The organism is Galbibacter sp., assembly GCF_035306585.1.
GTDB lineage: Bacteria > Bacteroidota > Bacteroidia > Flavobacteriales > Flavobacteriaceae > Galbibacter.
Window position 1 is genome coordinate 1 of the sequence record NZ_DATGNU010000003.1, and the last position, 26,640, is coordinate 26,640.

27 protein-coding genes are annotated in these 26,640 nt (G+C 38.3%); 6 read left to right on the top strand and 21 right to left on the bottom strand.

The genetic code is table 11. The features are described 5' to 3' along the window. Positions 1-126: 126 nt before the first annotated feature. Positions 127-534 carry an SPOR domain-containing protein gene (locus tag VKY50_RS00290; RefSeq protein WP_324297658.1) on the top strand — a complete coding sequence of 136 codons (408 nt, stop codon included), beginning with the start codon at positions 127-129 and terminating at the stop codon, positions 532-534. A 376-nt stretch (positions 535-910) separates the two neighbouring features. Continuing rightward, complete coding sequence (locus VKY50_RS00295; protein ID WP_324297660.1) at positions 911-1,102, top strand: hypothetical protein; 192 nt, start codon at positions 911-913, stop codon at positions 1,100-1,102. 214 nt (positions 1,103-1,316) lie between these two features. Here the strand turns inward: VKY50_RS00295 and VKY50_RS00300 are convergent, their stop codons facing one another. The 6 genes from VKY50_RS00300 to VKY50_RS00325 form a co-directional block, all read right to left on the bottom strand. Continuing rightward, positions 1,317-1,619: a hypothetical protein gene (locus tag VKY50_RS00300; RefSeq protein ID WP_324297662.1), complete on the bottom strand. Its 303-nt coding sequence runs from the start codon at positions 1,617-1,619 to the stop codon at positions 1,317-1,319. Between the two features lie 223 nt (positions 1,620-1,842). Beyond that, a complete protein-coding gene (locus tag VKY50_RS00305) occupies positions 1,843-3,405 on the bottom strand; it encodes a DUF4301 family protein (RefSeq protein WP_324297664.1) in 1,563 nt (520 codons plus the stop codon). Continuing rightward, positions 3,402-3,968, bottom strand: coding sequence for an ATP-binding protein (locus VKY50_RS00310; RefSeq protein WP_324297666.1), 567 nt, complete (start codon positions 3,966-3,968; stop codon positions 3,402-3,404). The genes VKY50_RS00305 and VKY50_RS00310 overlap by 4 nt, the downstream gene beginning before the upstream one ends. After that, complete coding sequence (gene pnuC / locus VKY50_RS00315) at positions 3,923-4,561, bottom strand: nicotinamide riboside transporter PnuC (protein WP_324297668.1); 639 nt, start codon at positions 4,559-4,561, stop codon at positions 3,923-3,925. Before pnuC ends, VKY50_RS00310 begins: the two co-directional genes overlap by 46 nt. Beyond that, positions 4,545-4,805, bottom strand: coding sequence for a thiamine-binding protein (locus VKY50_RS00320; protein WP_324297669.1), 261 nt, complete (start codon positions 4,803-4,805; stop codon positions 4,545-4,547). Before VKY50_RS00320 ends, pnuC begins: the two co-directional genes overlap by 17 nt. An 18-nt stretch (positions 4,806-4,823) precedes the next feature. Further along, entirely contained in the window at positions 4,824-5,447 is a 624-nt protein-coding gene (locus VKY50_RS00325; protein WP_324297671.1) for a 4'-phosphopantetheinyl transferase family protein, read from the bottom strand. A 107-nt stretch (positions 5,448-5,554) separates the two neighbouring features. Between VKY50_RS00325 and ahcY the strand changes: the two genes are divergently transcribed. Both ahcY and VKY50_RS00335 read left to right on the top strand, forming a co-directional pair. Then, positions 5,555-6,871, top strand: a complete 1,317-nt coding sequence (ahcY, locus tag VKY50_RS00330; RefSeq protein WP_324297673.1) for an adenosylhomocysteinase — start codon at positions 5,555-5,557, stop codon at positions 6,869-6,871. 169 nt (positions 6,872-7,040) lie between these two features. Next, positions 7,041-9,008: a glycoside hydrolase family 97 protein gene (locus VKY50_RS00335; RefSeq protein ID WP_324297675.1), complete on the top strand. Its 1,968-nt coding sequence runs from the start codon at positions 7,041-7,043 to the stop codon at positions 9,006-9,008. Between the two features lie 78 nt (positions 9,009-9,086). On the opposite strand, the gene VKY50_RS00340 is transcribed toward VKY50_RS00335, so the two are convergent. Both VKY50_RS00340 and VKY50_RS00345 read right to left on the bottom strand, forming a co-directional pair. Then, entirely contained in the window at positions 9,087-10,463 is a 1,377-nt protein-coding gene (locus VKY50_RS00340; protein ID WP_324297677.1) for a M56 family metallopeptidase, read from the bottom strand. A 30-nt stretch (positions 10,464-10,493) separates the two neighbouring features. Further along, positions 10,494-10,877: a BlaI/MecI/CopY family transcriptional regulator gene (locus VKY50_RS00345; protein ID WP_324297720.1), complete on the bottom strand. Its 384-nt coding sequence runs from the start codon at positions 10,875-10,877 to the stop codon at positions 10,494-10,496. A 271-nt stretch (positions 10,878-11,148) separates the two neighbouring features. On the opposite strand from VKY50_RS00345, the gene VKY50_RS00350 reads away from it, so the two are divergent. Next, positions 11,149-11,661 (top strand): DUF456 domain-containing protein, encoded by a 513-nt coding sequence (locus tag VKY50_RS00350; protein ID WP_324297679.1) that lies wholly within the window; start codon positions 11,149-11,151, stop codon positions 11,659-11,661. A gap of 10 nt (positions 11,662-11,671) precedes the next feature. Here VKY50_RS00350 and VKY50_RS00355 read toward each other — a convergent pair whose 3' ends face one another. The 12 genes from VKY50_RS00355 to VKY50_RS00410 all read right to left on the bottom strand — a co-directional run bounded on the left by VKY50_RS00355 (position 11,672) and on the right by VKY50_RS00410 (position 23,825). After that, positions 11,672-12,922, bottom strand: a complete 1,251-nt coding sequence (locus VKY50_RS00355) for an NAD(P)/FAD-dependent oxidoreductase (protein ID WP_324297681.1) — start codon at positions 12,920-12,922, stop codon at positions 11,672-11,674. Between the two features lie 68 nt (positions 12,923-12,990). After that, positions 12,991-13,998: a 4-hydroxyproline epimerase gene (locus VKY50_RS00360; RefSeq protein WP_324297683.1), complete on the bottom strand. Its 1,008-nt coding sequence runs from the start codon at positions 13,996-13,998 to the stop codon at positions 12,991-12,993. A 27-nt stretch (positions 13,999-14,025) separates the two neighbouring features. Continuing rightward, a complete protein-coding gene (locus tag VKY50_RS00365) occupies positions 14,026-15,756 on the bottom strand; it encodes a DUF885 domain-containing protein (RefSeq protein ID WP_324297685.1) in 1,731 nt (576 codons plus the stop codon). A gap of 1 nt (position 15,757) precedes the next feature. Continuing rightward, positions 15,758-17,338, bottom strand: a complete 1,581-nt coding sequence (locus VKY50_RS00370; RefSeq protein WP_324297687.1) for an aldehyde dehydrogenase (NADP(+)) — start codon at positions 17,336-17,338, stop codon at positions 15,758-15,760. A gap of 103 nt (positions 17,339-17,441) precedes the next feature. After that, the gene (locus VKY50_RS00375; protein ID WP_324297688.1) at positions 17,442-18,374 is read right to left on the bottom strand and encodes a dihydrodipicolinate synthase family protein; all 933 of its coding nucleotides are present in this window, start codon (positions 18,372-18,374) and stop codon (positions 17,442-17,444) included. Between the two features lie 179 nt (positions 18,375-18,553). Further along, positions 18,554-18,925 (bottom strand): MmcQ/YjbR family DNA-binding protein, encoded by a 372-nt coding sequence (locus VKY50_RS00380; RefSeq protein ID WP_324297690.1) that lies wholly within the window; start codon positions 18,923-18,925, stop codon positions 18,554-18,556. A gap of 28 nt (positions 18,926-18,953) precedes the next feature. Beyond that, positions 18,954-19,574: a DUF4230 domain-containing protein gene (locus VKY50_RS00385; RefSeq protein WP_324297692.1), complete on the bottom strand. Its 621-nt coding sequence runs from the start codon at positions 19,572-19,574 to the stop codon at positions 18,954-18,956. 61 nt (positions 19,575-19,635) lie between these two features. After that, a complete protein-coding gene (locus VKY50_RS00390; protein ID WP_324297694.1) occupies positions 19,636-20,382 on the bottom strand; it encodes a cyclase family protein in 747 nt (248 codons plus the stop codon). Positions 20,383-20,422: 40 nt separating this feature from the next. After that, positions 20,423-20,893 carry an Lrp/AsnC ligand binding domain-containing protein gene (locus VKY50_RS00395; RefSeq protein ID WP_324297696.1) on the bottom strand — a complete coding sequence of 157 codons (471 nt, stop codon included), beginning with the start codon at positions 20,891-20,893 and terminating at the stop codon, positions 20,423-20,425. Positions 20,894-20,991: 98 nt separating this feature from the next. Further along, complete coding sequence (locus VKY50_RS00400) at positions 20,992-22,032, bottom strand: NADP(H)-dependent aldo-keto reductase (RefSeq protein WP_324297698.1); 1,041 nt, start codon at positions 22,030-22,032, stop codon at positions 20,992-20,994. A 56-nt stretch (positions 22,033-22,088) separates the two neighbouring features. Further along, positions 22,089-23,048 (bottom strand): OmpA family protein, encoded by a 960-nt coding sequence (locus VKY50_RS00405; protein WP_324297700.1) that lies wholly within the window; start codon positions 23,046-23,048, stop codon positions 22,089-22,091. A gap of 12 nt (positions 23,049-23,060) precedes the next feature. Continuing rightward, positions 23,061-23,825, bottom strand: coding sequence for an exodeoxyribonuclease III (locus VKY50_RS00410; RefSeq protein ID WP_324297702.1), 765 nt, complete (start codon positions 23,823-23,825; stop codon positions 23,061-23,063). Positions 23,826-23,934: 109 nt separating this feature from the next. On the opposite strand from VKY50_RS00410, the gene VKY50_RS00415 reads away from it, so the two are divergent. Beyond that, the gene (locus tag VKY50_RS00415) at positions 23,935-24,708 is read left to right on the top strand and encodes an amidohydrolase (protein ID WP_324297704.1); all 774 of its coding nucleotides are present in this window, start codon (positions 23,935-23,937) and stop codon (positions 24,706-24,708) included. Here VKY50_RS00415 and VKY50_RS00420 read toward each other — a convergent pair. Beyond that, positions 24,695-26,314, bottom strand: a complete 1,620-nt coding sequence (locus VKY50_RS00420) for an Ig-like domain-containing protein (protein WP_324297706.1) — start codon at positions 26,312-26,314, stop codon at positions 24,695-24,697. The genes VKY50_RS00415 and VKY50_RS00420 overlap by 14 nt on opposite strands. Positions 26,315-26,640 lie beyond the last annotated feature (326 nt).

Sequence of the window (26,640 nt, forward strand, 5' to 3'; positions counted from 1 at the left end):
TACGACTTAGAGTCGATTTGAAAAATGTTAGAGAAGCGTTAACGCTTAATTTATATCAATTCTAAATAAAAAAAATGCACAATTAAATAAATTTAAGATTTACATTTGCATAAAATAGTATTCATTATGAGATTATTAGCCTGTAAACCCTCCATTATTATTGCCATGATCGCCTTTTTCTGCAGTGGAATTATTTACGCTCAAGACGGTTTGAAAACCCAACATCCAGAAGGGAAAGTAACTATAAATCAGGATCCGAGAATAGCAAAATTAATTGCCTATAAATCCCAACTTAACGAAAGTGACATGGAAAAGCGCTTTAGTATTCAAATCTACAATGGAACGTTAGAAGGGGCAGAAAATGCAGAAAAAGAGTTTCAAGAAAAATTTGATGATATTAGCTGTAATATCTCTTTCGAGACACCAAATTATAAAGTGAGGGTAGGTAAATTTAGAAACCGACTTGAAGCAGATAGATATTTAATGAAAGTAAGGGAAGAATATCCAAGTGCCTTTTTACTTCAACCAAAGTAAAAAAGTATTTGCACATTAGAATCCAACCACCTCCATATTAAAAAAACTACTAAACCACCTTCCGGTGGTTTTTTCATTATATATAGTTACAAAAATTGACATTAATACCCTTCAGATACCATTAGAAAAAATAAATCAAGGCTGTAAGCGAGCAAAAAGAGACAAAATCTAACACTCAAATCAATAGGAAAATCCATAAATCCCAAGTACCTCTAAGCCCAGTTATAGTGTTGGCTCCGCCAAATAATAAAAGTTAAAATGACCAATATATAGAATTCCAGCTATAGATTTTTCCATTAGTAGAATAGATAATATAAAATATAACTATTTGACTTTAAGGCATATATTTTCGTTATTTGTAACTGATATGAGAAAAATGCTATTAGTAAAAGTTAAAAGAAAGACTAGATTAGAAAAAAGGTACAGTAAAAAAATGGGTAATATAAGTGTAAAAGTCACCTATATTAGAAAACATCTTTTCGGCATACCACTAAGAACCATTCACAAGTACCGTGAGACCTATTACGGCCAAGTGAAAGATTGCGCAGATTGCGTTTTAACCGCCTAATACCCTTTACTTTTCTATTCTAAAAGCCAAAAAATATTTCATTGAGATACACCGTCGTTTGTTATCATTGTTTTCGTAAAGTGGGAGTGAGGTTGGATATGTAGGTGCAGTGACAGCATAAATCAACTCCCTTAATAAAATGTGATCCACAAAAAAGACTTCCAAAATTGAAAGTCTTTTTATCAAACGTAATTAAAATAAACGAAGCTTATTCCTATTTTTGGATCCACTCACCGTTTTCGTTAGCATATAGCGTGTTTGTCTCTTCCCCAACCATAACTTCGAGTTTGTACTCCGAAGCCTCATTCTTATATGCCTTAGAAAGCTCAGCTCCAGGAAAATCAGTAGCTAGTGCATCGGTGATGGCTTGTGGCAATTCTGCCGTGTCAATTTCTTGAAATTCGTCCTGTACTGCAAATATATCTTCAGCGATTCCATCGTGGAATATTACTGGAGTTGCTGCAAATGAAGCAAAACTACCTAGCGCAAATGCGGATACTAATACTATTGTCTTCATATATGTAATTTTTAATTTTTATCAATTCTTTAATAGGTTAATTACCAAATCCATACCAATAAAAACACAAAAGCAATAATAGCACACAACCCTTTGTAGATAAGAACTTTACAAGTTTTTACTTAAACATTCAATTACAATAGCGGTGTAAAAAAGGTGTGTAAAAAAATAAGGGAGTGTATAAATATTACACACCCCTTATCTATTCTAATAGTTTATCAGATTACTTATCCTGCACTTGATGAGCTTCTTTCAATAAATCAACCACCGTTTTAACAGGATTAAAAGTTGTCAATGGTACTTCAACAAACACTGTATTCCAAAATGCCATTCCTCCGTTCCAAAGTCCAGGAAGTTCTAATGCTTTTAATTCTTTTCCCTGGAGCGTTTTTTTAGTGATAAATGCATTTTTAGTATTGACAAACCTGAGAAGGTCGTATTTCTCTCCTTTATAATTCTTTGTTCCGCATACAATATCCACGGGATTAAAGTGCGTAGAAGAATTTAGAATATCCTGTTGGAATTTATTGTTCGGGTCTATTTGCGGTGTTTCGATAATCTGCAAAGAAATATTCCCATCTTCATCTTTGACCCAAAATGGCCCACCTCCTGGCTCTCCCTCGTTCTTCACCATTCCACAAACACGGATAGGGGCATTTAATTTTTCTTTTAAAAATTCAATTTGATATACTTCCTTGTATTTATCAATATCCTCCTTAATATGTACATTGAGCTTTTGTTTTAAAAACTGTTTAATTTCTTCAATGGTTTGTTCATCAGGTGTGGATTCATCTAACAATTTAGCATAAGCGAATGCACCTTGTTGCAATTCCAATAGCTTGGCTGCCAATACTTTTTTATACTCTGCGAGTTCATGTTTATACTTATTGACCACCACATTATCTATATTTTTCACAAAGATAATGTCTGCATCTTGTTCGTTTAGGTTCTCAATAAGCGCACCATGCCCTCCTGGACGAAATAAAATACTTCCATCCTCCAATCTAAAGGGCTTGTTATCCATATTCACCGCTAGGGTATCAGTAGATTCTTTTTGGAAGGAAAAAGAGATTTGAAACTGAACTCCTGTTGTATCCTCAACTCTTTTTTTGATATTGTCCATCTCCTGATCAAAGTCATTATTATGTTCCTTGGAGATGGTAAAATGAAGTTTTGCAACACCATTGGATTCATCATATAATGCCGCCTCATACATATGCTCTTCAAAAGCGGTAGCCGGGTGTGTCTTATATTTATGAAACGGCAGCAACCCCTTAGGACTCGATCCATAATCAAATTCCTCCTTATCCAAGAGGATTTTAACAAAAAAGTACTTTTGAAAATGATCTGGTAGATTCAGAAAATCAGGATGTTTTTCAACAAACCGTTTAATTACCTGCTCATAGAAAGGAAACTTCTCCACTCCAATAAAGAAAGTACGAATAATATCTGCTTTCTCCCTATTAATATAAGCATTAATGGTCTCATTGGCAGGATTGTAATTGTTTAAAAACTGAAACAAGGCTTTAAACATTCGAGTCGCAGCACCTGAGGCGGGGACAAACTTCAACAATTCTAGCTGATCTTTATGTTTTTCAAACATCTCGACATAGGTCGCCTTTTGTTTGTCATCAAATTTTAAAATACCGTCTTGAATTGTTGCAGCTGCCAAAAGATTCGTATACGGAATCCCTTTTTCAAAGGTCTCTAATTGAGTTTTGACTTTTTCTAGAGAAATTCCTTTTTCTTTGAGTTGCTTTTTATCCTCTTCTGTCAGTGTAATCATGATTTGTTCAAAAGTTTTTCTACATGCCTAATGGCAAGGGTTAATCGTTCCTCTAGTGTTCCTTTTAACACTACAAAAGGTTTATTAGAGTCCTGTAGTGCTTTTTTAAAATTGGCGTACATCTGTTCACGTTCGAAAGGCTTGTCCCTTAACACGTCTGCCTCCCAGGGCACGTCAATATAGGTTAAAAAATACAAATCGTATGTATTTTCTTCAGCGTACTTTGCTATGGTGGGATCGCAATACCCTTGGTAATACACTTGAGAATACACTTTGATCTCTAGTAGGTTCGTATCGCAAAAAAGTACTCGATTTGCTGTTTTACTCAATAGGTTCTCATGATCCATTTGACCAATAGCGATGGCTTTCAGATCCTCGATGTCGCAACTTCGATTATAAGCATTCCATTTAGCCTCCAAATAAGTTCTCATATATTCAGGAACCCAATTGGTATTAAAGTGCTTGGCCAGTTCTTTTGCTAAGGTTGTCTTACCAGTAGATTCTGGCCCAAACAAAACTATTTTAATAACCTCTCTGGGCTCTTGTTTAAGTTTTTCTTCCATGCTATATATCCGTATATGGCTATAATGGTTAAAGTGGCATATAAAAAGCTAGACAAGACCATCCCTTTTAATAAGTACAAGGGAATGGATATGATGTCACCAATAATCCAATAGGTCCAGTTTTCAAGTTTCTTTTTTGCCATCAGCCACATTCCGACAAAAAATATGGCAGTGGTTAAAATATCAACATATGAGAACCAGGATTGCCATTTATCAAAGAGCTCATAAATAACCACTACTAAAGCAATAGCTGATACAAACAAAACCCCTGCCATCCGATACTCCTTTCTAGTCATTCGAGTGATAGGGATAAACCTAGTTTGATCTATCTTTCTAGTCCATAGGTACCAACCATATATGCTCATAGTAAAGTAATACGCATTGATTAACATATCACCTAATAATTGATATACGATCAAAAGGTACACATAGATTGCAGTGGAAATAATCCCAGTAGGATAAACTAGAATATTCTCTCGTTTAGAATACCATACACTTAGTAATCCAAAGATTATAGCGATGATCTCCCAAACAACTAACTCAATTGGTACTCCATGATACTGGCTAAAAACCCAATCAAAAATGTGGCTCATACTCGCTGCGGTCAGATTTTACTATTTTCATGTAAAGCAACCCTTTGTCAATGAGTTCAAAAGAAGATTTTACGTGCGCTGTTACTACCTGCATTACCTGGTCGTACTCCCCGTATACTTGGGTGCTTAATGGATTTTCCATTACCTTTAATCCGCTTTCTCGTAATTTCTTTATCAAATCGATAATAGCGGGTTCAAAATCATCCTGTAGCGGAGTCAATGTTAATTCAACTGAAATAGTCATTTTATTATTATTTAGCGGTTAATTTTCCAAGGAATAAGCGCAAGTAAAACCATCAAACTCAAAAAATGAAGCCCTGTATTTTTGCAGCTTTCCCTTATAAATAATCCAGGCGGGGGTGTGTCCTTGTTCTATATGAAATGGAATAACTTTAGTATGCTGTTTAAAACTCATACCCTCAGTAGCAAAAACCTTGTAAAGACTCTCTTTAATACACCAAACCACCGTCAGTTCACGAATCATATTGGCGGTTAAGAATCCAAATTCATAATCGATAAACTTGTGAGCGATAACAGCAATTTTGTCGCGCTGCTTCTCTATGTCGATACCCACTTTTGTGGCATCGCTTATAATCATTCCAGAATAACTAAAGGAATGGGTAATGGAGATTTGTTTACCATCCATAAGGTGCGGTTTTCCACTGGAGTCATAGTAAAGATCTGAGGTCTTATACCCAGCTTCCCGCAACAATTGCCGGACACTTAAAAACCCTCTTCTGTGAATTTCTGATTTCATCCCAGCGAGTCGTTCCTGGCAATTAGCTGTCAATTCGATTCCTTCTTTTAGAAGCTGCTCAGGCTCTTCAATCTTCCAAATCAACACTTTAGTTGTGGGATTTACCAATATGGATTTATATAGAGACATATTTTTTTACAAGTAATTTATGTACCTTTGTACCCAATTTTATGGTCGAATTTGTAAAATAAATTCAGCATTCGACCTGAAAACGAACGTAAAAATACTAAAGTAATATGAGTACTAAAACAATTCCTTTCGTCCCTTTTAAAGTAAAAGACATTTCATTGGCAGATTGGGGTAGAAAAGAAATTGAGTTGGCGGAGGCGGAAATGCCTGGTTTAATGTCGCTTAGAGAAGAGTATAAGGAGTCTCAACCACTGAAAGGAGCTCGCATTGCGGGTTGCTTGCATATGACTATTCAAACGGCCGTCTTAATTGAAACCTTGGTTGCACTGGGAGCAGAGGTGACTTGGAGTTCTTGCAATATCTATTCAACTCAAGATCAAGCGGCAGCGGCTATTGCAGCCGCTGGAATTCCAGTATACGCATGGAAGGATATGAATGAAGAAGAATTTGATTGGTGTATAGAACAAACCTTATTTTTCGGAGAGGATAGAAAACCCCTAAATTTAATTTTGGATGACGGAGGTGATTTAACCAATATGGTTTTGGACAAATACCCAGAACTTGCTTCAGGAATCAAAGGGATATCAGAGGAAACAACCACTGGAGTACACCGCTTATATGAACGCATGAAAAAAGGGACACTTCCCATTCCAGCCATTAACGTGAACGATTCTGTTACCAAGTCAAAGTTTGACAACAAATACGGATGTCGTGAAAGCGCTGTTGATGCTATCAGACGTGCTACCGATGTGATGCTAGCTGGTAAACGCGTAGTGGTTTGTGGTTTTGGTGATGTTGGTAAAGGAACCGCTGCTTCTTTCAGAGGTGCCGGTGCTATCGTAACAGTTACTGAGATCGATCCTATTTGTGCACTGCAAGCAGCCATGGAAGGATACGAGGTAAAAAGACTTGAAAACGTAGTTGAAAAAGCGGATATTGTCATTACCACTACTGGAAACAGAGATATCGTGACCCAGAAGCACTTCAAATTAATGAAAGATAAAACCATTGTGTGTAATATTGGACATTTCGACAATGAAATTGATGTGGCTTGGCTAAATAAAACACATGGAGATACCAGAGTGAATATCAAACCTCAAGTGGATAAGTACACCATTAATGGCAATGATATCATATTGCTAGCGCAAGGTAGGTTAGTTAACCTTGGTTGCGCTACTGGGCACCCAAGCTTTGTAATGAGTAATTCATTTACTAATCAAACCTTGGCACAGATCGAATTGTGGAATTATCCAGAAAAATATGAGAACAAGGTTTATATGTTACCTAAGCACTTGGATGAAAAGGTAGCTGCGCTTCATTTGGCAAAAATAGGCGTAGAACTGACGGAGCTCAAAAAAGAACAAGCAGAATATATTGGTGTGGAAGTAAAAGGACCATTCAAACCTGATTACTACAGATACTAATACGACGAAACAGATTTTATTAAACCGCGAATCTAGCACTCGCGGTTTTTTTATGCCTATATTATTAATAGTACCTATAAGGAACACCACAGCATCGAACTAATTTGCACAAATAATTTTTGAGATTGTTAGATAAGTGTGTAAATTACACCTTTTAAAAAACCAATCTATGAGAAATTCTTTTAAGTCCATTACACTCGTTGTTTTATGGGCCTTTCCAATGGTAGGAATGAGTCAGACCGTCGCAACTGTTAAGAGTCCCGACCAGAACATAACTGTTCATTTAAATCTTGATAATGGTAGCTTATTTTACGAGGCTTTTTATGAGACTACACCATTTTTAGAAAAGTCACCATTAGGACTACAAACATCCTTAAGTGACTTTAGTCAAAATTTAGTTTATATCAGCTCCTCAACCAAAAGCATAGACGAATCTTACGAGCTTCAAAAAGCCAAAGTTAGTCATGTAAACTACCACGCCAACGCACTTTCGAGTATTTTCACCAATTCCAAACAAGATACGTTACTTGTTCATTTTCAATTGAGCAATCGCGATATTGGTTTTTATTATGAAATTCGTTCCAAAGAAGGCCGTAGCAACATTAAAATTTACAAGGAGACCACAGGATTTAATATTCCAGATCAAGCCACCACCTATATCACACCTCAGGCCTTACCGATGACTGGTTGGATGGAAACCAAGCCTTCTTATGAAGAACCTTATACCCTAAATGAGGCCGTAGGAACCCCTTCGGCCAATGGTGTTGGTTATACTTTTCCAGCTCTCTTTAAACTAGACCAAGATAAAGGATGGCTGTTAATCTCTGAAACAGGTGTTGACGGACAATACCCTGGTGCTAGACTTGGGGAGGCCACCAAGGATGGGCTATATCCCTTGGAATTTCCGCAACAGGGTGAAAACAGTGGTATAGGGGATACATTTGCTGCGCAGCCTTTACCTGCAAAAACTCCTTGGCGAACCATCACTTTAGGAACTAGTTTAAAACCCATCGTAGAATCCACGGTCGCCTTCGATTTAGTAAAACCAAAATACGAAGCTTCCACGGATTATAAAATGGGACGCGCCACCTGGAGCTGGATTGTCTGGCAGGACAACAGTATAAATTACCAGGACCAGATAACCTATATTGATATGGCCGCAGAATTAAATTTTGAGTATGTTCTGATCGATAACTGGTGGGACACTCGAATAGGCCGAGAAAAAGTGGAAGAACTAGTCCAATACGCCAATAAAAAAGGAGTGGATGTGATTTTATGGTATAATTCTAATGGATATTGGAGTGAGGCGCCACAGGGTCCAAAAAATAAAATGAATTCCATTATCGATCGTCAAAAAGAGATGCAATGGCTCCAAAGTATAGGTGTTAAAGGTTTAAAGGTGGATTTCTTTGGTGGGGACAAACAAACTACCATGCAACTCTATGAGGCCATCCTAAACGATGCCAATAACTATGGTTTAGGCATTACCTTTCACGGGTGTACTCTTCCAAGAGGATGGGAACGAATGTATCCTAACTTTGTCACCTCTGAAGCAGTATTAGCTTCTGAAAATCTGGTTTTCAATCAGAGTTCACTCGATCATCATGCGCTAAATGCTTCCATTTTACCCTTTACTAGAAACTCCGTAGCTGCCATGGATTTCGCACCGGTATTTTTAAATCATAGATTATCCAAAGATCAAAACTCTGGCACCATCCGAAAAACCACAGATGCTTTTGAATTGGCAACCGCTATTTTATACCTCTCGCCGATTCAACACTTTGGTCTTACTCCTAATAATTTAAAGGAGCAGCCAGAATTTGTACTAGACTTTATTAAGGAGGTCCCTAGTGTTTGGGATCAAACGGTATATATTGGAGGAGCTCCAGAGGACTATGCGGCCATTGCAAGGAGAAAAGCCAACAAATGGTATGTTGCTCTTGTGAACGGCACTAATACAAAGCGAAAAATAAAACTCCAACTTCCGATGCTTGCTGGGAAAAATGTTCAGGTAATCCAAGATAAAGATCCTTCTAGTTTCACCTCGGAACTGATCCATAAGAAAGTTACGAAAAAAGGAGATCTAACGATCCAAATCAACGGCCAAGGCGGTGCGGTGATCATGGGTCAGGATTAAAATTATAAAAAAACCACCTCTAACGAGGTGGTGAAACTTAAAGTTTAGGTTAGCTAATTCAAATGAAATTGCTTTTTACTAGGATAACTTGAAAACAATAGGATAAGCAAACGTAACACTCACTGGTTGTCCATCGGGACCTAATCCAGGATTAAGTCGAGGTAACATTTCAATTATCCTTCTTGCTTCAGCGTCCAAAGAAGGATCTGGTGCCCTAGAATCTAGAATTGTGATCGTTCCATCTGTGTTAATTCTGAAATTAACATACACCCGGCCTTCTACCTTTTGCGCTATTGCTTGCTTTGGATATTTAAAAGTTTTCAAAACGTGTTGATCAAGTTTAACTTTAAAACACTCAAAACCAGTTGCACCATCGGCGCATTGGGATTTGAAACTAGGCTTTATACTCACATTAGCGAAAGGTAGTTCGAGATTCTTCTTAGGAAAATCATCTAAATTAATGTTATTGGCATTGGCTGCAACGTTAAGTAGTCGTCTCTGTAATTCAGGACTCACCTCTTCTCCAGCGATAGTGGCTTCTAGTTCGCTAACCTGGTCCTCTAAAGAAGAGATTCTGCTTTGATCAAATTCTGATTGCTGATCTGCCTCACATGAGGTGTAAAACAACATAATTGTGATCATTGGAATGAGCAACAAGTATTTTAGTTGCCAAACTTTTTTGGATGTTGATTTTTGTAACATAACGATTCGTTTTTTGATTAATGAATGATTGAAAAATTGATTGGTTAATGACAACTGATCAGTCTTAAAGGTATCTTGTAAAAGCAACTGACAGTATTCTTTTTTTTGGGTTTTCACGGCTTTAGAATCCGCGATAAATTCGTGCAACTCTGTGATTCGGCTTTGATAGACATATACCAAAGGATTAAACCAAAATACAACGCGCAAGAATTCAAATAATAGCAAATCCAAGCTGTGACGTTGTTGAACATGAACCAGCTCGTGATTAAGGATATGGTCATGTTTTCGCTCTAGGATTCGACTACCTATATAGATGGTATTAAAAAAAGTAAAAACAACCTCATTGTTTGGAATCTCCACTTGCAAGTAACCTTGAAAGTATCGATGCGCTCCCTTTTGTCTAAACCTTATAATTTGATAACACTTATAGACAAACCAACAGAAGCTTATGCAACTTCCAAGTAAGAGTATCCAGTGCCATATATTAATGGATTCCCATATACTTGTTTGCATCTGGGGAGCTATATTTGAATCGGCAACAAGCGTTACCTCAGAGAGTAAAAAAACCAAATCATCAGGGGCGGTGGTTCGAAGGCTCTGTAGCTTCACAAAAGGCAACACCAAGGACACCAAAGGAGTGATTAACAAATAGGCACGGTTCCAATTAAAGAAGGTTTCTTTCTTTAAGAACACATCATAGACTACTAAAAATAGTAGTTGAAAAACCATGCACTGAATAATATATGAAAACATAAGGTTGGTCTTATAAATTAAAAAATAATATTATGGTAGCACCTGTGAATTTTCATCTTCTTGCTGTTCCAATTCATTTAAAATAGCTTCCATTTCGTTTAAACTGATATCGTTTTTCTTAACAAAAAAGGAAACCATACTTTTAAATGATCCTTGAAAATATCCATGAAGAATTTTATTTAAAGACTGATTACTGTATTCCGATTTGTTGACAATCGGAAAATAAATGTAGCCCTTACCCTTTTGTATGTGATCTACAAACCCTTTGTTCTCAAGGATCCTAATAATAGTTGAAACGGTGTTATAGGCAGGTTTGGGCTCGGGGAGCTGCTCGATGACAGCCGCCACATTTGCTTTGTTTAAATCCCATAGGATTTGCATTACTTCTTCTTCTGCCTTTGTAAGTTGCTTTATCTGACTCATATTATTTATAACTAATATTTTAGTTGATATGGTACAAATATAACTAAATTTTTAGTTTAAACTAATATGTTAGTTAATAATTTTAAAAAATTTTAACGTTACATCGATACCAACGGTGACTATCAACGAATAGTTTTTATGTATATTTGGATGTAGCATTGGATGTTAATTCAGGTACAAAATAATATAACTAGTTGTTTAAGAATCAACTACCTTTAATCAGCCGTTAATTCGACAATCAAATTAACTATTAAAAAACACCATGGATATTGTTCTGACTATTATTGGATTTATTTTTATACTTATCGGGATTTTAGGTAGTTTTCTTCCTGTAATTCCTGGAGCACCCCTAAGTTGGCTTGGATTATTACTACTTTATCTAACCAAAGCTGTTGAGGATAATTGGTGGGTTCTGGGCATCACTTTAGCAGTCGCGGTCGGGGTGGTAGTGGTAGATTACATCATCCCCATTGCTGGAACCAAACGATTTGGAGGAAGTAAAACTGGAATGATAGGAACCACTGTCGGACTTATTATCTCCTTTATTTTTCCAATTTTTGGCTTATTTGGCATTATTATTTGGCCTTTTATTGGTGCTTTTGTAGGAGAGATCATCAATAAAGCGGATAACAAAACCGCACTAAAAGCCGCCTTTGGCTCCTTTTTGGGCTTCATTACAGGTACTTTCTTAAAGTTTGTGGTGGCCATTGTCTTTGCTGGGATCTTTTTAAGAACCTTTTGGAGGTACAAGGCACTCATATTCAACTTTGACTAATTCGTGTGAGTTAAAATTTTCGATCGGGATGAAAGGCACTTATATCCATGGATACCTTGTGATCTGAAATTAGCTCACTGACCAATTTCCCCGTGGCTGGTCCTAAACTCCATCCCATCATAGCATGAGCGGTTGCAAAGGTCACATTGCTATATTTGTGACTTTTCCCTATATAAGGAAGTCCATCTGGTGAAACAGGTCTGAGTCCGCTTTTGGCTTCTTGCTTTTCTTGTGACTGTATTTCTACTGCTGGATAATAAGCTTTGGCCGCCTGACTAATGGCCTCTACACGTTGTGGACGAATGATCGTATTGATTCCTGAGAACTCCATAGTTCCTGCAAATCGTGTAAAACCATTCATAGGGGTCATAGCTACCTTAGCCTCTATCAAAATCGCAGGAATTGTAATCTTTGTAGGGCGATGAACATCAATTCTATAACCTTTTCCCGCTTGAACCCAAAGGTTTAAATGTAATTTCTTTGCCAGCTCTTGGCTCCAAGATCCTGCAGCCACCACCACTTCATCTGCGCTATATGCGGAGGTATTGGTCTGTACTTGTTTGAGTTTACCACCTTGGGTTGATACACGCTGTACGACTTCATTGGATTTAAGAATCACCCCATTGGTCTTTAGCCAGTTGATGAGTTTAGGCATGATTTCAGTTGGTGTACTATGAGCATCACATTTGTAATAAATACCACCTTTTGCGGCTATATCAACCTCAGGCTCTAACTCCTGGAGTTCCTTACTATTTAAATGTTCAACTTCTAATCCTTGAGCTTTTGCTAATTCAGCGACATGGAGTTCCTCCTCGGCAGCTTTGTCAGTCTTATATAGCATTAACAGTCCTTTCTGTTCCCAATGGAAATCTCCTAGGTCACCTGATGCTAACATATCGCTATACAACGTTCTACTAATAATATTGATATCCTTTATTACTGGAACTGCCTTGGCTACTTTTTCTCTAGTGGAGGATTTATGAAAATACCACGCCCATCTAAAGAAGTCTGTATCCCATCTTGGTTTGATATAAAATGGGCTCGCTGAGTTAAACATCCATTTGATTCCTTTAGAAATCATACCAGGTGCGGCAAGTGGAATAATGTGGCTCGGGGTAATATACCCAGCATTGACAAAGGATGCTCCCTGCTTAAAGTCTGATTGGTCAATAACGGTAACCTGATGACCTTCTTTTCTAAGATAGTATGCGCAGCAGAGACCTATGATACCTCCGCCTATAATCAGGATGTTTTTTTGCATATCCTTTAATAGTTTTAGTATAGCTGTTTTATTTAAATAACGTCACCAAAATGGCGTTTGGTATAAAATTAAATCACTTGAAATCCTTGTGCATACGGATCCTGATCATCAACCAAAATAGTGTTGTATCCATAGACCTTTGCCCAACCTTGAATGCTAGGAACAATAGCCGTTTTTCCGGCTAGTTCAGTCTGCTGTTCTATCCGACCGACAAACTGGGAACCTATAAAACTCTCGTGAACGAATTCCTCTGATAGCTTCAGTAATCCCTTGGCATGCCACTGCGCCATTCGGGCTGATGTTCCTGTTCCACATGGGGAACGGTCAATGGCCTTATCACCATAAAAGACAGCATTCCTAGCGGTAGACTTTGGATTAATAACTTGACCTGTCCATTGGATATGACTAACACCATTGATAGTATCGTCTTCAGGGTGAATGAACATAGCTGGATATTTTGCATTGATTTGTTGGCGAAGTTTTTGGCTTAGACGAATCAGGCTTCCGGCAGAGAAATCTTGGATCCCACTAAAGTTTTTTTGAGGATCGATGATCGCATAAAAATTACCGCCATAAGCCACATCGAACACGAGCTCCCCTAAGGTTTCACAAACAATCGTTAGTTCCGTAGCTGCAAGGTAGGATTTTACGTTGGTAAGCTTTACCCAATCTACCTTATTACCCGTTTGCTTGTAAGTAATTTCAATAAGTCCTGCTGGGGCTTCCATTCTTATTTTTCCGGGAGTTTTAGGGGTAATTAATCCTTCTTCGATCGCAATGGTAATACTTCCAATGGTTCCGTGTCCGCACATAGGTAGACAACCACTTGTTTCTATAAATAGTATACCAACATCATTCTGAGGATCTAAAGGTGGGTAAAGAATACTTCCACTCATCATATCATGTCCCCTTGGTTCAAACATCAGTGCTTTTCGAATCCAATCAAATTCACGGATGAAATGTTGTCGCTTTTCACTCATAGTGGCGCCGATCAATTGTGGCCCCCCTCCAGCGATGACCCTAACTGGATTTCCACAGGTATGGGCATCAACGCAAAAAAATGTTTTTCTTGCCATAGATTCACTAAATGATAAAATTAATGATCACTGATTTAGTTTCATACGTATATAGTTCTCAACGCGCCTTTCCAGAATCGGAAGGGTCACTGTTCCTTGTCCTAGAATAATGTGATGAAATTCACGAATATCAAATTTGGAACTCAACTGCTCCTTAGCTAACGCTCGAAGCTCTCTGATTTTTAATTCACCAATCTTATAAGAGATTGCCTGTGCAGGCCAGGCTATATAACGATCAGTTTCTGTATGAATCTCATGTTCGGAAAGGGCCGTATTGGATTTTAGATAATCCACTACTTGTGCTCTACTCCACCCTTTGGCATGAATACCTGTGTCCACTACCAAACGACATGCACGCCACATTTCATAGGTTAATTTTCCAAATTCTTCATAAGGTGTGGTATAAATCCCCATTTGATCAGCTAAAAATTCGCAGTACAAGGCCCAACCTTCTCCGTAGGCAGATAGGTAGGTGTTTTTTCGAAATTCTGGTATACTATCGCCAAGCTCTTGATTTAAGGACTCCTGCAGGTGATGTCCTGGAACGGCTTCATGAGCCGTCAATGCTGGCAAATTGTACAAAGGTCTGCTCTCTAGTTTATAGGTGTTGACCAAATAATAACCTGGTTCACTGCTACTATTACTTCCCGAATATCTACCTCCGGTGTATTTAGGAGCAATGGCATCTGGGACTTTAATCACCCCGTATGGCTTTCTAGGTAACAAGTCAAAAAATTTCGGTAATTGTGCATCGATTCGCTTTGCAATATCCCTGGCTTGTCTTAATAATTCTCTCTCCGAGTCCACATAGAACTGTGGATCCGTCCGCAAGAAATCTAGAAATTCAGCAAAACTGCCTTTAAAACCGACCTCTTTTATGATTTGTTCCATTTCAGCTTTAATCCTGGCAACTTCCTTCAAACCAATTTGGTGAATATCTTCAGCAGTATACTGATCGCTAGTAGTATAATAATTAATTCGGTTTTGATAAAAGGCTTCCCCGCCATGGATTTCTGATATACCGATGGCTTCTCTGGTGTTCGGAATATATTGCGTTTCAAAAAACTGTTTTATTTTTTTAAAAGCTGGAACCACACTTTGTTCAATAGCCTCCTTGGCTGCTGAAAGTACGGAATCCTTTTGTTTCTGGGTCATTAGATCCGGAAGATGCTTAAAAGGCTGATAAAAATAACTCTCGCTAAAGCTGCTTACAATATGCTCATCATAGGTAGATTGATAACCATTAAAAATCACCTTTGGTTGCGAGAGTCCTTTGGAGAGTCCTTCCTGAATCAGAACAAGGTTCTGATCTACAAAATGTGGAATGTCATTTAAAACATTCAGATAAGCTTTTGCCTCTTGATAATTCAAGATAGGATTCACCCTATAATTGAGATCCAAGTGGAATCCCTGATCTGCTTGAATTGGATTCAAATACATTTCATAGGTGTAAAAGTCCACCCGGTCTTGTAACTTAAATTGGAGTAATTCCCATGAAATTAATTCGGTTTGCGAAAGGGCTTGCGTATCGATTGCTGCTAAGGCTTCCAACTGAGCAGCGGCAAATTCCGCATCTTTTTTAAAAAGGCTTTTTTCATAGCGCCCTAACGGATGATCACCGCGATCATATAACCTAAAATTTTCTACTGTGTGAACAACAGCTTCCAAATCGGAAGAAGCCGTGCTTGTATTCTGGGGTGAATCGCATCCAAGAAACATTAAAGCAAATAGTAAAATTCCAGCTAGGTATCTCGCCATATTAGATGGTATTAGAAGTGTGAAGGCCATCTACAATTCTATGAATTTTCAATGGATTATCATTTTGTAAAGCCTCTGGTAATAGTTCTAGTGGCCAATTCTGGTAAGCCACAGGACGTGTCCAGCGGGTAATAGCTGATACTCCAACAGAGGTATATTTCGCATTGGTAGTCGATGGGAAAGGCCCTCCATGATGCATGGCGGCACATACCTCAACTCCAGTGGGCACTCCATTGAGTATGAGTCTTCCTACCTTTTCCTTTAAGGCATCCACGATCCCTGCCTTCTCAAATAATTCTTTTGCATTACCTAAAAGAGTACCTGTTAACTGTCCCTGCAAAGCGTTAATAACCACTTGTAATTGTTGATCATTATCACATTGTACCACCAGAGAGTAAGGGCCGAAAACCTCATGGTGTAATACAGGATTTGCTAAAAATACTTCCGCATCTACCGTTAGGACTTTGGCCGCCCCAAAGTTCGGTGCAGCCTTACCATTATAGGCTCCCACTAGGGTAGTCTCTGCACTTGATGTCACTTGTTCTACACCTTTCTCATAAGCCTTGAAAATAGTTGGATGTAACATTGAAGTAGGTGAGATTTGCGCAATTTCTTCCCCGAGTGCGGTTATGAACTTGGTAAAAGCCTCACCTTTAACTCCTAATATAAGTCCAGGATTGGTACAAAACTGACCCGTCCCATTGGTGATTGACAAGGCGTATTGTTTCGCCCAATGTGCTGACTCTTTTAGAGCGGAAGGCAATACAACTACAGGGTTTACACTCCCCATTTCTGCAAAAACTGGTATTGGCACTTCTCGCGAACTTGCAAGCTTGTATATAGCCGTTCCTCCAGCGATACTTCCTGTAAAACCGACAGCTTTAATACCAGGGTGTTGAACCAGTTCTTGGCCAACAGCTATACCGCTACTATTTAGGTTAGAAAACACCCCATTTGGCATATTGGTTTTCTGCGCAGCTTTTAAAATTGCCGAAGCCACTAATTCACCTGTTGCGGCATGTAATGGATGTCCCTTAACGATCACTGGACAACCAGCAGCTAGTGCACTTGCTGTATCGCCTCCAGCTGTGGAAAAGGCTAATGGGAAATTACTCGCACCAAATACCGCAACTGGTCCAATTGGGAAAAGCATTTTACGTATATCTGGTTTGGCCATAGGTTTTTTATCGGGTTGCCCCACATCGATTGTGGCCTCAACCCATGAGCCCTCCTCTAAAAGATCTGCAAAGGCTCTGAGCTGAACCATGGTTCTACCGCGTTCCCCCTGCGCTCTTCCCTGCGGTAAACCTGATTCGGCTATATAAGTATTCATTAAATCTTCACCAATAGCTTCAATTTCATCGGCTATGGCTCTTAAAAATTCTGCTTTTCTTTTTCCTGAAAAATTCTTGTATTGTTGAAATGCCTCAGTGGCTAGCTGAACCGCGTGATTAATTTCGTCATTTGTAGCTTGATGAAAAACCCATGGGTTTTCCCGATTCTCAACGGGATTAAATGTTTTAAAAGTAGCTGTTCCTTTTGCGGAGTTAAGATTCCCTATTATATTTTTTCCTGTGATCATGTTGTGTTGATTTATAGATAAATGCCAAAGGCATTACTCTTGAACCTTAGTTTAGAGATTCAAAAGTAATGACCCCGGAAATGCTTCCTGAATTTTTGGTTCGCTATGCAATGGTAGTGCTGCGCAATGCTTTATAATCCGGCAGTTCAGGGCGATTTTTCAGTCCTTCTTCAATAACCCCTAAAACACGTTTACGCTCTTCTCCGATAAGCGCTAACCTAGGTGCACGAACCATTTCAGTTCCAATTCCTGTTGCAACCTCAGCTAATTTAATGTTTTGTACCAATTGTGGAGTAATATCCAACTCTAAAAGCGGTAAAAACCAACGATATATAGCCAAGGCTTCTTTATGACGGCCCGCTTTTGCTAATTCGTATATAGCGACGGTTTCTCTTGGAAAAGCACATACCAATCCAGCAACCCATCCATCTGCGCCCATCAATATACTTTCGAGTCCTAGCGTATCCACTCCAGTAAGTACTTTTAAGCGATCACCGAACTTGTTCTTTAATTTGCTGACATTGGAAATATTTCTAGTTGATTCCTTTACAGCCTGGATATTATCACATTCTAATAACTCCTCAAACATCGCTGGCGTTACTTCAATATTATAATCAACAGGGTTGTTATATATCATAATCGGAAGTGTGGTACTCTTTGCAACAATTTTAAAGAAGGTAACGGTTTCACGGTCATTTGCTCTATAACGCATCGGTGGTAATAGCATGATTCCACTTGCCCCATTTTGCTCAGCAACGGCTACGGCGTTAACGGCGGCTTTAGTGGTTTGTTCGGCCACATTTATAATCACTGGAATTTGTCCTTTTACAATACGAACAGTCTCTTGAATTAAAGTTACTTTTTCATCATCGGTCAGCGTACTGGCCTCCCCTAAGGTACCTCCTAAAATAATAGCAGATACTCCTGCTTCTTGTTGGGCTTTAATATTGACCTCAAACATTTCCAAATCTAAAGAATCATCCTCCTTAAATTTTGTTGTCACTGCAGGCATGATGCCTTCCCATTTTACTTGCATATTTCTAATTTTTAAATTTCTTAAAACATTATTTGGATCAATCGATTATTTAATTAGCGCTGTAATGTAAAAACAAAATTAGGCCAACATATTGGAGGTGGATTCCAAGATTTTACCCAAAACTATGCAAATATTAACCTGTTTACAGGTTTATTAGGAGAAGATGAGTGAATAAGTAATTAAAAGTCGCGTAAAAGCTCTTGTTGAATTTTTTTGGAGAGTCCTTTTACGACCCTATCATAGGAATGATCAATTAATTCTTTCAAAAATTCGGGAGTAATCCCTTGATTGTTAAGCAGCACAGTATTCCAGTGTTTTTTACTCATATGATATCCAGGCTGAATCTCAGGATAGGTGGCTCGCAGTTCAATGGCCCATTGTGGATCACATTTAAGGTTAATACGCTTCTCCCCACTTTCCCATTGCTGAAGGGAACATAGGGCAAACATCTTACCACATACTTTAAAAACAAGGGTGTTTTTATCAAAGGGAAAATCCTCTGTTACTCCAGGTTTAACCATGCAATATTGGTAGATTTCTTCGATATTCATAGTGGTTAATTCTTAATATACAAGTTCGCTATTTCTTATCTAGTAAGTCTTTATGCTGAATTTCTAATGCTGTATAATCGAGCTTCCAGCCAATGGCCTGCACCATACTCTCTATCATATGTACCGCATCCAAGGCTTCCCTTCTTGCGGTATCGAACAACCCACTCTCGGGTATTTTAGCTAAAATATGCGCTTTCGCCTCTTGGTTCAAAGTAGAAAGATCTGTGGTCTTAAAGCGATTGAACAGGCCTTCTTTTATGTCGTAATACTTAACATCGGGTTCAATGCTCAACACCTCAGGCATGGGAAAGGTGGTCAGTATAATCTTTTTGGCATTGGGATCTGCCTTCATCTGAATTTTCTTAAGGTCAAAACCAACATTTACCTTGGCATTAATAACCAATAAGGCTTTCTTTTTACTACTGATGAGTTTTAAAAAGTGTTCCCTGACATTTTCGTATTGGTAAATCTCTGCAAACTCTCCCTCAACGGTGATGAGTTTATAGACATTACGAATCTTCTCTAATAAAATCACTGATTGTTTTTCTGTGCTTTCAGAAGATTTCCTTTTTCTTAAAACTGTAAACAACCAATAGGAACCAAAAATTCCTAATAATAACCCTAATAGGATCTGTACAATATCGCTCATTATTTTTCAGTTTTACCTTGACGCATCACTTTAATATCGCCTTTACCAGGATCATAGGTGTTTATAAAAGTTTATAAAGCACTGGTTTACTCGGGCTGGCATCATTTACAAAAGATGCGATTTGTAGGTTTAATAAATAGGTATTATCGGGTATATGATTAGGAACAAATATAAATTCAGTTATCGTAGCATCCAAACGTTGCGCTCCTTGAAGATCCCAAAACGCTTTATGAGCCAACAAGGCTCCATCATCTTTTTCTTTATCAACCGACGGGAGATCAATCAGTAGGTGTTTGACACCTATTTGACGTAGAAACAAAGCGGCTTCTTCCAATAAATACGCAGGATTGGTATGCGAATATTGCCGGTTTAATTTACCCTTATCATTAGGAAATGTCCGAAGAATCACAGCCACTGGTCTTTTTCCAGATAAGGACTTCGATAGTTGATCTCTTGTGATCACTAGATCATCTTGATAGCTAATAGGCTCTATGGTGATTAAATCGCTAATAAAGTGGAACTGCTTCAAGGTATCGCCTATGGAGTGGAAATCTTTGGTGATATGCCCTATGCATTCGGTATGGGTTCCATGGGCATGGGGGTTAAATACAATCGTATTGAAATTAGTAGAGGCACCTTCTTTGACACTCCCTATAAAGTTGTCCATTACAACTGGAGATATTTCAGGAGGCGGTAAATACCATGCACCAGGGTTTTGAGAACTCCCCCGAAGCGGTATCGAGATATCGATAGGCTTTGAGAGGTCTACTTTGTAGTTTTGTCCCTGAAATTCTACCCTTGTTATCATTTAAAGATGCACTGGTTTAAAACTGTTTTCAACCTTGAAATCACAGGGTGATTTGACGGTCGATTTGTTGGTTGAGCGATATGAAGGTTTCTGTTCTAGAGACCCCTTCAATAGATTGTACTTTATGATTTAAAACATTCATCAAGTGCTCGTTATCTTTACACAATATTTTAATCAGTATGGACCAATTTCCCGTGGTATAATGACATTCCAACACCTCGGGTATTTCTCTTAACTGTTTAACGGCCTCGGGATTCCTCATGGCCTTATCCAAATAGATACCGATAAAAGCCATAGTGGCATAACCAAGCTTCTTTGGGTTAATCACAAACTTTGATCCTGCGATAAGACCTGAACTTTCAAGTTTACGTAAACGCTGGTGAATAGCGGCTCCTGATATCCCAATTTTCCGTGCAATCTCCAATATGGGTTTTCTAGCATCCTGCATCAGATCTCTTAGGATTTCCTTATCAATCCCATCAATAACTACTATATCTTGACTTAATTTCATATTACCATATTAATCTATAACAAATATACTCGAAATGATTGTAATATGAAACTACACTCATGTTATCAGCTTATATAGCAGAATGATTAACAACCTTTTTAAGGTGCGGGATTGGGAATGGATTCGTGAATTTTATTAATTTGATCGATCACTTCCTTATCGAGTTGCGTATCAATACTGGCAATATTTTCCTTTAGTTGCTCTAGCTGTGTGGCACCAATAATAGTACTACATACAAAGTCTTGCTGGTGCAAAAAGGCAAGAGACATGGTCGCAAGTGACATATTATTTTCTTTGGCCAAAGCGTAATATTGCGCTGTAGCCTTTAATGCATTGTCCTTATTGTAACGCCTCATCTCTGGATACAAATCAATCCGGGATCCACTGGTATCCTGACCATTAAGAAACTTATCAGTCAATCTGCCAAAAGCTAGTGGAGAATACGGAAGTAATCCAACATTTTCCCGCAATGAGATTTCTGCTAGACCCACTTCATAGGTTCTGTTAAGTAGGTTGTAGGGATTTTGAATAGTGGAAATACGCGGGAGTCCGTGATACTTACTTTCTTCTAAAAAGCGCATCACACTCCATGGGACATCATTGGAAAGTCCGATGTATCGTATTTTACCTTGATCTACAAAATCTTTTAGATGCTCTAAGGTTTCTCTAATGGTGTCCTTCCACTGGTTATCTGGACTTGTTCGATACCCTCGTTTACCAAAATAATTAGATGGCCGATCAGGCCAATGCAATTGGTAGAGATCAATATAGTCGGTTTGCAACCGCTTTAAGCTTGTATGCAGGGCATCCTCTATAGCGGACTTACTAAAGCCTCCCGTTCTAATTTTGTGAGGATTATACTCAGGCGGCCCTGCTACTTTTGAAGCTAATACTACCTTATCCCTATTCCCGGTTTTCTTAAACCAGTTGCCTATATAGGTTTCAGTTGCACCTTGGGTTCTGGGGTTCTTCGGGATAGGATATAGCTCGGCAGTATCAAAAAAGTTAACCCCTGCATCTAAGGCATAATTCATCTGCTCGAATCCTTCCGATTCGGAGTTTTGTTCCCCCCAGGTCATGGTACCCAAACAGACCTTACTGACTTTAATTTGTGTGTTGGATAGTGTGGTATATTTCATTTGCAATTTTTTGTCCCAAGCAGAACTGAGGTTCTGATTTATTTACAAGTTTCTTTTTAATCTTCATTCAACAATTTTGTAATCTCATCTAATTTCGGGGTTAAGACCACTTCAATTCTACGGTTTTTAGCCTTCCCTTCCGTAGTGGAGTTCGGTGCAACTGGGGAAAATTGCCCTTTCCCTGCTGCAGTAAGACTAGCAGGGTCAATCTGTGTATTGCTTAGTAAAATACGTACAATACTCGTGGCTCTTTTAGTGGAAAGATCCCAGTTGTCTTGTAAAGGTCCGTTTCCTCTGTAAGGGACATTATCCGTGTGGCCTTCAATAAGCACGTTGATATCTGGGTTTTTGGCCAACACTGTACCAAGTTGTTCTACTGCTCTACGTCCATTATCATTCACAGCCCAACTTCCGCTTTGGAATAACAATTTATTCTCCATAGAAACATACACTTTTCCATCTCGCTGTTCAACTGTCAATCCTTTTCCTTCAAAATCCAACAAGGCGCTAGAGATAGCCTCTTTTAATCTACGCATCGCCCGGTCTTTCGAAGCGATAAGCGTCTCTAACTCATCCACCCGCTGTGAACGACTGTCAAGCTGTTTCTTTAAGGCATCTAAACGACTCCTTTCCTCTGCCAGAGCACGTTCTTTGGATTCTAATTGCTCTAGTAATTGTTTATTTTTTTCCATATTAGCACGAATGGATGCACTGCTGTTTTTTTCCAGAGCTTCATAAGATGCCTTTAAATTCTCAAGATTGTTTTTAGTAGCATCATAATCCTGACGCAACTGATTTCGTTCTGCCAACAAGGCGTCATATGAATCCTGAAGGGATCCTAATTCATTCTCCAGACTATTATTAGCGGAGTCTAAAGTTTGATTCTCATCAAGCAAGGTTTCCTTCTCTGTCTTTAGGGCATCATAACGGCTCTGTAAATCATTATAAACTTTGGAGGACACACATGAACTCATCGCCCCCAAAAGCAGTACGCTAACAAAAATTCTTTTCACCATAATCAATCTAAATTAATCTTCTATTTCTACCAAAATGGGGCAATGATCACTATGTTTTGCCTCTGGTAATATAACGGCTCTTTTTAATTTTTCTTTTAAAGGTTCAGCGACCATATTATAATCGATTCTCCATCCTTTATTATTTGCTCTAGCATTGGCGCGATAACTCCACCAACTATAATGATGCGGCTCTTTGTTAAAGTGCCTAAAACTATCAATAAACCCACTATCTATAAAGTTTCCAATCCACTCACGCTCTACGGGTAAAAACCCAGATACCTTTGCATTTCGTATAGGATCATGAATATCAATAGCTTTGTGACATATATTGTAATCCCCACAAATAATAAGATTTGGTATTTCTTTTTTCAAAACATTTATATAGGTCTGAAAATCCGCCATATAAGTGAGTTTGTGATCGAGCCTAGCAATATTGGTCCCAGAGGGTAAATACAAGCTCATCACTGAGAAATTATCAAAATCCACCCGTAGGTTTCGACCCTCCTTGTCCATATAGTCAATTCCTGTACCATAGACCACTTTCTTTGGGGTTACTTTTGAAAGGATAGCCACACCGCTATACCCCTTTTTCTCTGCGCTATACCAATAATGATATGGATATCCTGCTTCTTCAAAAATACTCAGATCCAGTTGCTGCTTCATAGCCTTAATTTCCTGAAGACAGATCACATCAGGTTGGGCGGTTTTTAACCAATCTAAAAATCCTTTATTAACTGCAGCACGTATTCCATTTACGTTATAAGATATAATTTTCACTCCGTTTTTGTTTTTTTAGTCTTCCTGCTAAAATAAGGATAGTTTGGCAAAAACCAACTTGCATTAACACCCTCTTTTTCCTTTTGAATTAATTGCATAACTTTAATCTATGGAAAACGAACTTCGCACGGCGCTTATTCAAACCGATTTAGTATGGGAGGACGCCCAGTCTAACAGAAACATGTTCGAGGAGCACATGAAACCTTTGAACGGTAAGGTAGATCTAATCATCCTTCCAGAGATGTTTACCACTGGTTTTACCATGAATCCCACATCTTGTGCGGAGACCATGGATGGGAAATCTTTAAAGTGGTTAAAACAATTGGCAGCCCAGTTAAATTCGGCTATATCGGGTAGCTTAGTTATAAAGGAGTCAGAACGGTTTTACAATAGATTGGTCTTTGTTCAGCCCGATGGAACAGTGACGCATTACGACAAACGTCACACCTTTACTTTGAGTGGAGAGGATAAGGCCTATTGCGCAGGAAACAAAAAAAAAATTATAACATACAAAGGCTGGAAAATCTGTCCGCTCATTTGTTACGATTTACGTTTTCCAGTATGGTCTCGTAATACGGAAGATTATGACCTGTTGATTTATGTGGCTAATTGGCCTGATAAGAGAATCCTAGCTTGGGACACGTTGCTCCGCGCTAGGGCCATCGAAAACCTTGCCTATAGCATTGGAGTAAATCGTTTGGGTCTCGATGGCGAACAAATAGACTACTCGGGGCATTCTGCAGTATATGACCCTTTAGGAAACACCTTGAGCTATAGTGAAAAAAAAGAGACCCTTATCACTACCCTGGCCAAATCTACCTTATTAGAACACAGAAATAAATTAAGATTCTTACACGATAGAGACCAATTTACTGTAACGTAAAGGTTTGTTCGATTTCCCAATTCGCACGTAGCTCGACCGCATCGGGGAAATAACTAATACGCTCTGGTTGTATTTTTTGTAAATAGTTTCCAGTATCCCATTTGCCATTTCCATTGGCATCGTGAATAACACGTATCAAGTAGGTTGCAGGATTGATATTTAAAAACTCATAGGTGCTCTTTTGCTCCGTGATGAATTTTTCATATTGAACAACCCCCTTCTGATCAGTGAGCTGAAGAATCACAGGATACTGTTGTACATTTCTAAGGTTCACTCTAAAGCTTCCTAAGTCAGCAATGCTTTTAGTAGCCAATCCATAGGTGAGGGTATCATTAACATCACCATAAAAATCAACAATAGCACCTGGTAGCAATTTAATTTGATATTTCTGCTCAGGTTCTGTAGCCCACTTTAGATTGAGAATATTGGTTTTAGTATCTAAATTCGCGGTATAATCTAAAAATACGGAATCCTTATTCATCACACTAATTCGCGTGGTATCAACAACCTCCATCGGCGTAGTTGCGTGGAGTCTAAGTGAGTCGTTCAGGGCAAATGATTTGTTTAATTGTGCTACAATAAGGGTATCCGCATAGAGTTCTTTTATACGAACCGTAAAGGTATCCACCACCTGTTTTTGTCGCACTTCTTTTCGAACCTCAAATATCAAAGAATCTGCTTCAAAAGGTGTAAAGAAGTAATTTAAGGTATCCGTTTTTGTATCTGGAAACACTCTATAATCATACTCTTCAGGCTTCTCTGATATTAAACTGATCTGCATTCCCTCATGTTCACCTTCATACCCAAAGAATATTTTATTCTTGGCAATAAGGGAAGGACGTACTGCTTTGTATTCTGGGATTTCTTTAAATAAATTTAAACCATAAATAGAGTCTGTTGGAATTTCGATAAAGTGATCGATAAATCCAATTTTATCCGTTTTAGGATCAAATTTATAATTACCAGCTTCATCTTTCATGGCCACCAATTTATAGGTTCCTTCCTTTAAATTGGTCAAACGAAAGTTCGTTGAACTATCTAGGGTATTGGTTAAATAAGTCGGTGGTTTTTGAAAGATAATAGAGTCAGTATAGGCGGTATCCACCTTGTATAACATTACGGATATAAAAGGATCTGGTTTTTTCTCAAGCGCATCAATTACAAAGCCTTCCACCTCAAGAGAATCGATATAGTCTCCTGTGGAGAAAACATAGGTAAAAAAAGAATAGGGATTCTCTTCATGATTGTCCACCACACTTTGTCCAAAGTTAAACACATAGGTTGCATTTTCCTGCAGGGTGTCTAATATTTCAATTTCCAGATATTTACTTGCTCCTGATTGGGGATAAATATACGGTTGATACTCTAGCGGAGGGGATACAATTAACTGCTTTTGTAGATCCTTTAACTTAATGTACTCATCAAAATAAATTCTAATTTTTTCAGCATCAAAATTGGTACTGTGGTTCTTCGGAGTAGCCGAAGTGATCGATGGTGGAGTCACATCTTTAGGCCCTCCTTCAGGGGTACCCCGTCGCGCACAACTATACAGACAAAAAGACACTACGACCGCTATTGATAGTACAATAAGATTTTTAATTCTCATAAAACCCAATTAAAGCTGCAAATTAACGATAAATTTTTCAAGTCAGTAAATGGTAGGAAGTATTCGTGTTTTCTGATCACAAAAATAGCATTATTCAGTGGTGCTATTTTAAAGATTTTCCATATTGAAAAAAATAATTAGACTTAAAATTGTAGGCATAACCATTTTTTCGCATAATTTCAGACTATAAATTGCGTTATAACAAAAGATTAAAAACCAAATACCCTTTTTTTGGGAGGCTACTATGATTGAGCAGCGTATGGATTTAAAGAGGTAACCTTCTGCTTAGATATTCTAAATCAGGTAAAGGAACAATTACTATCTTT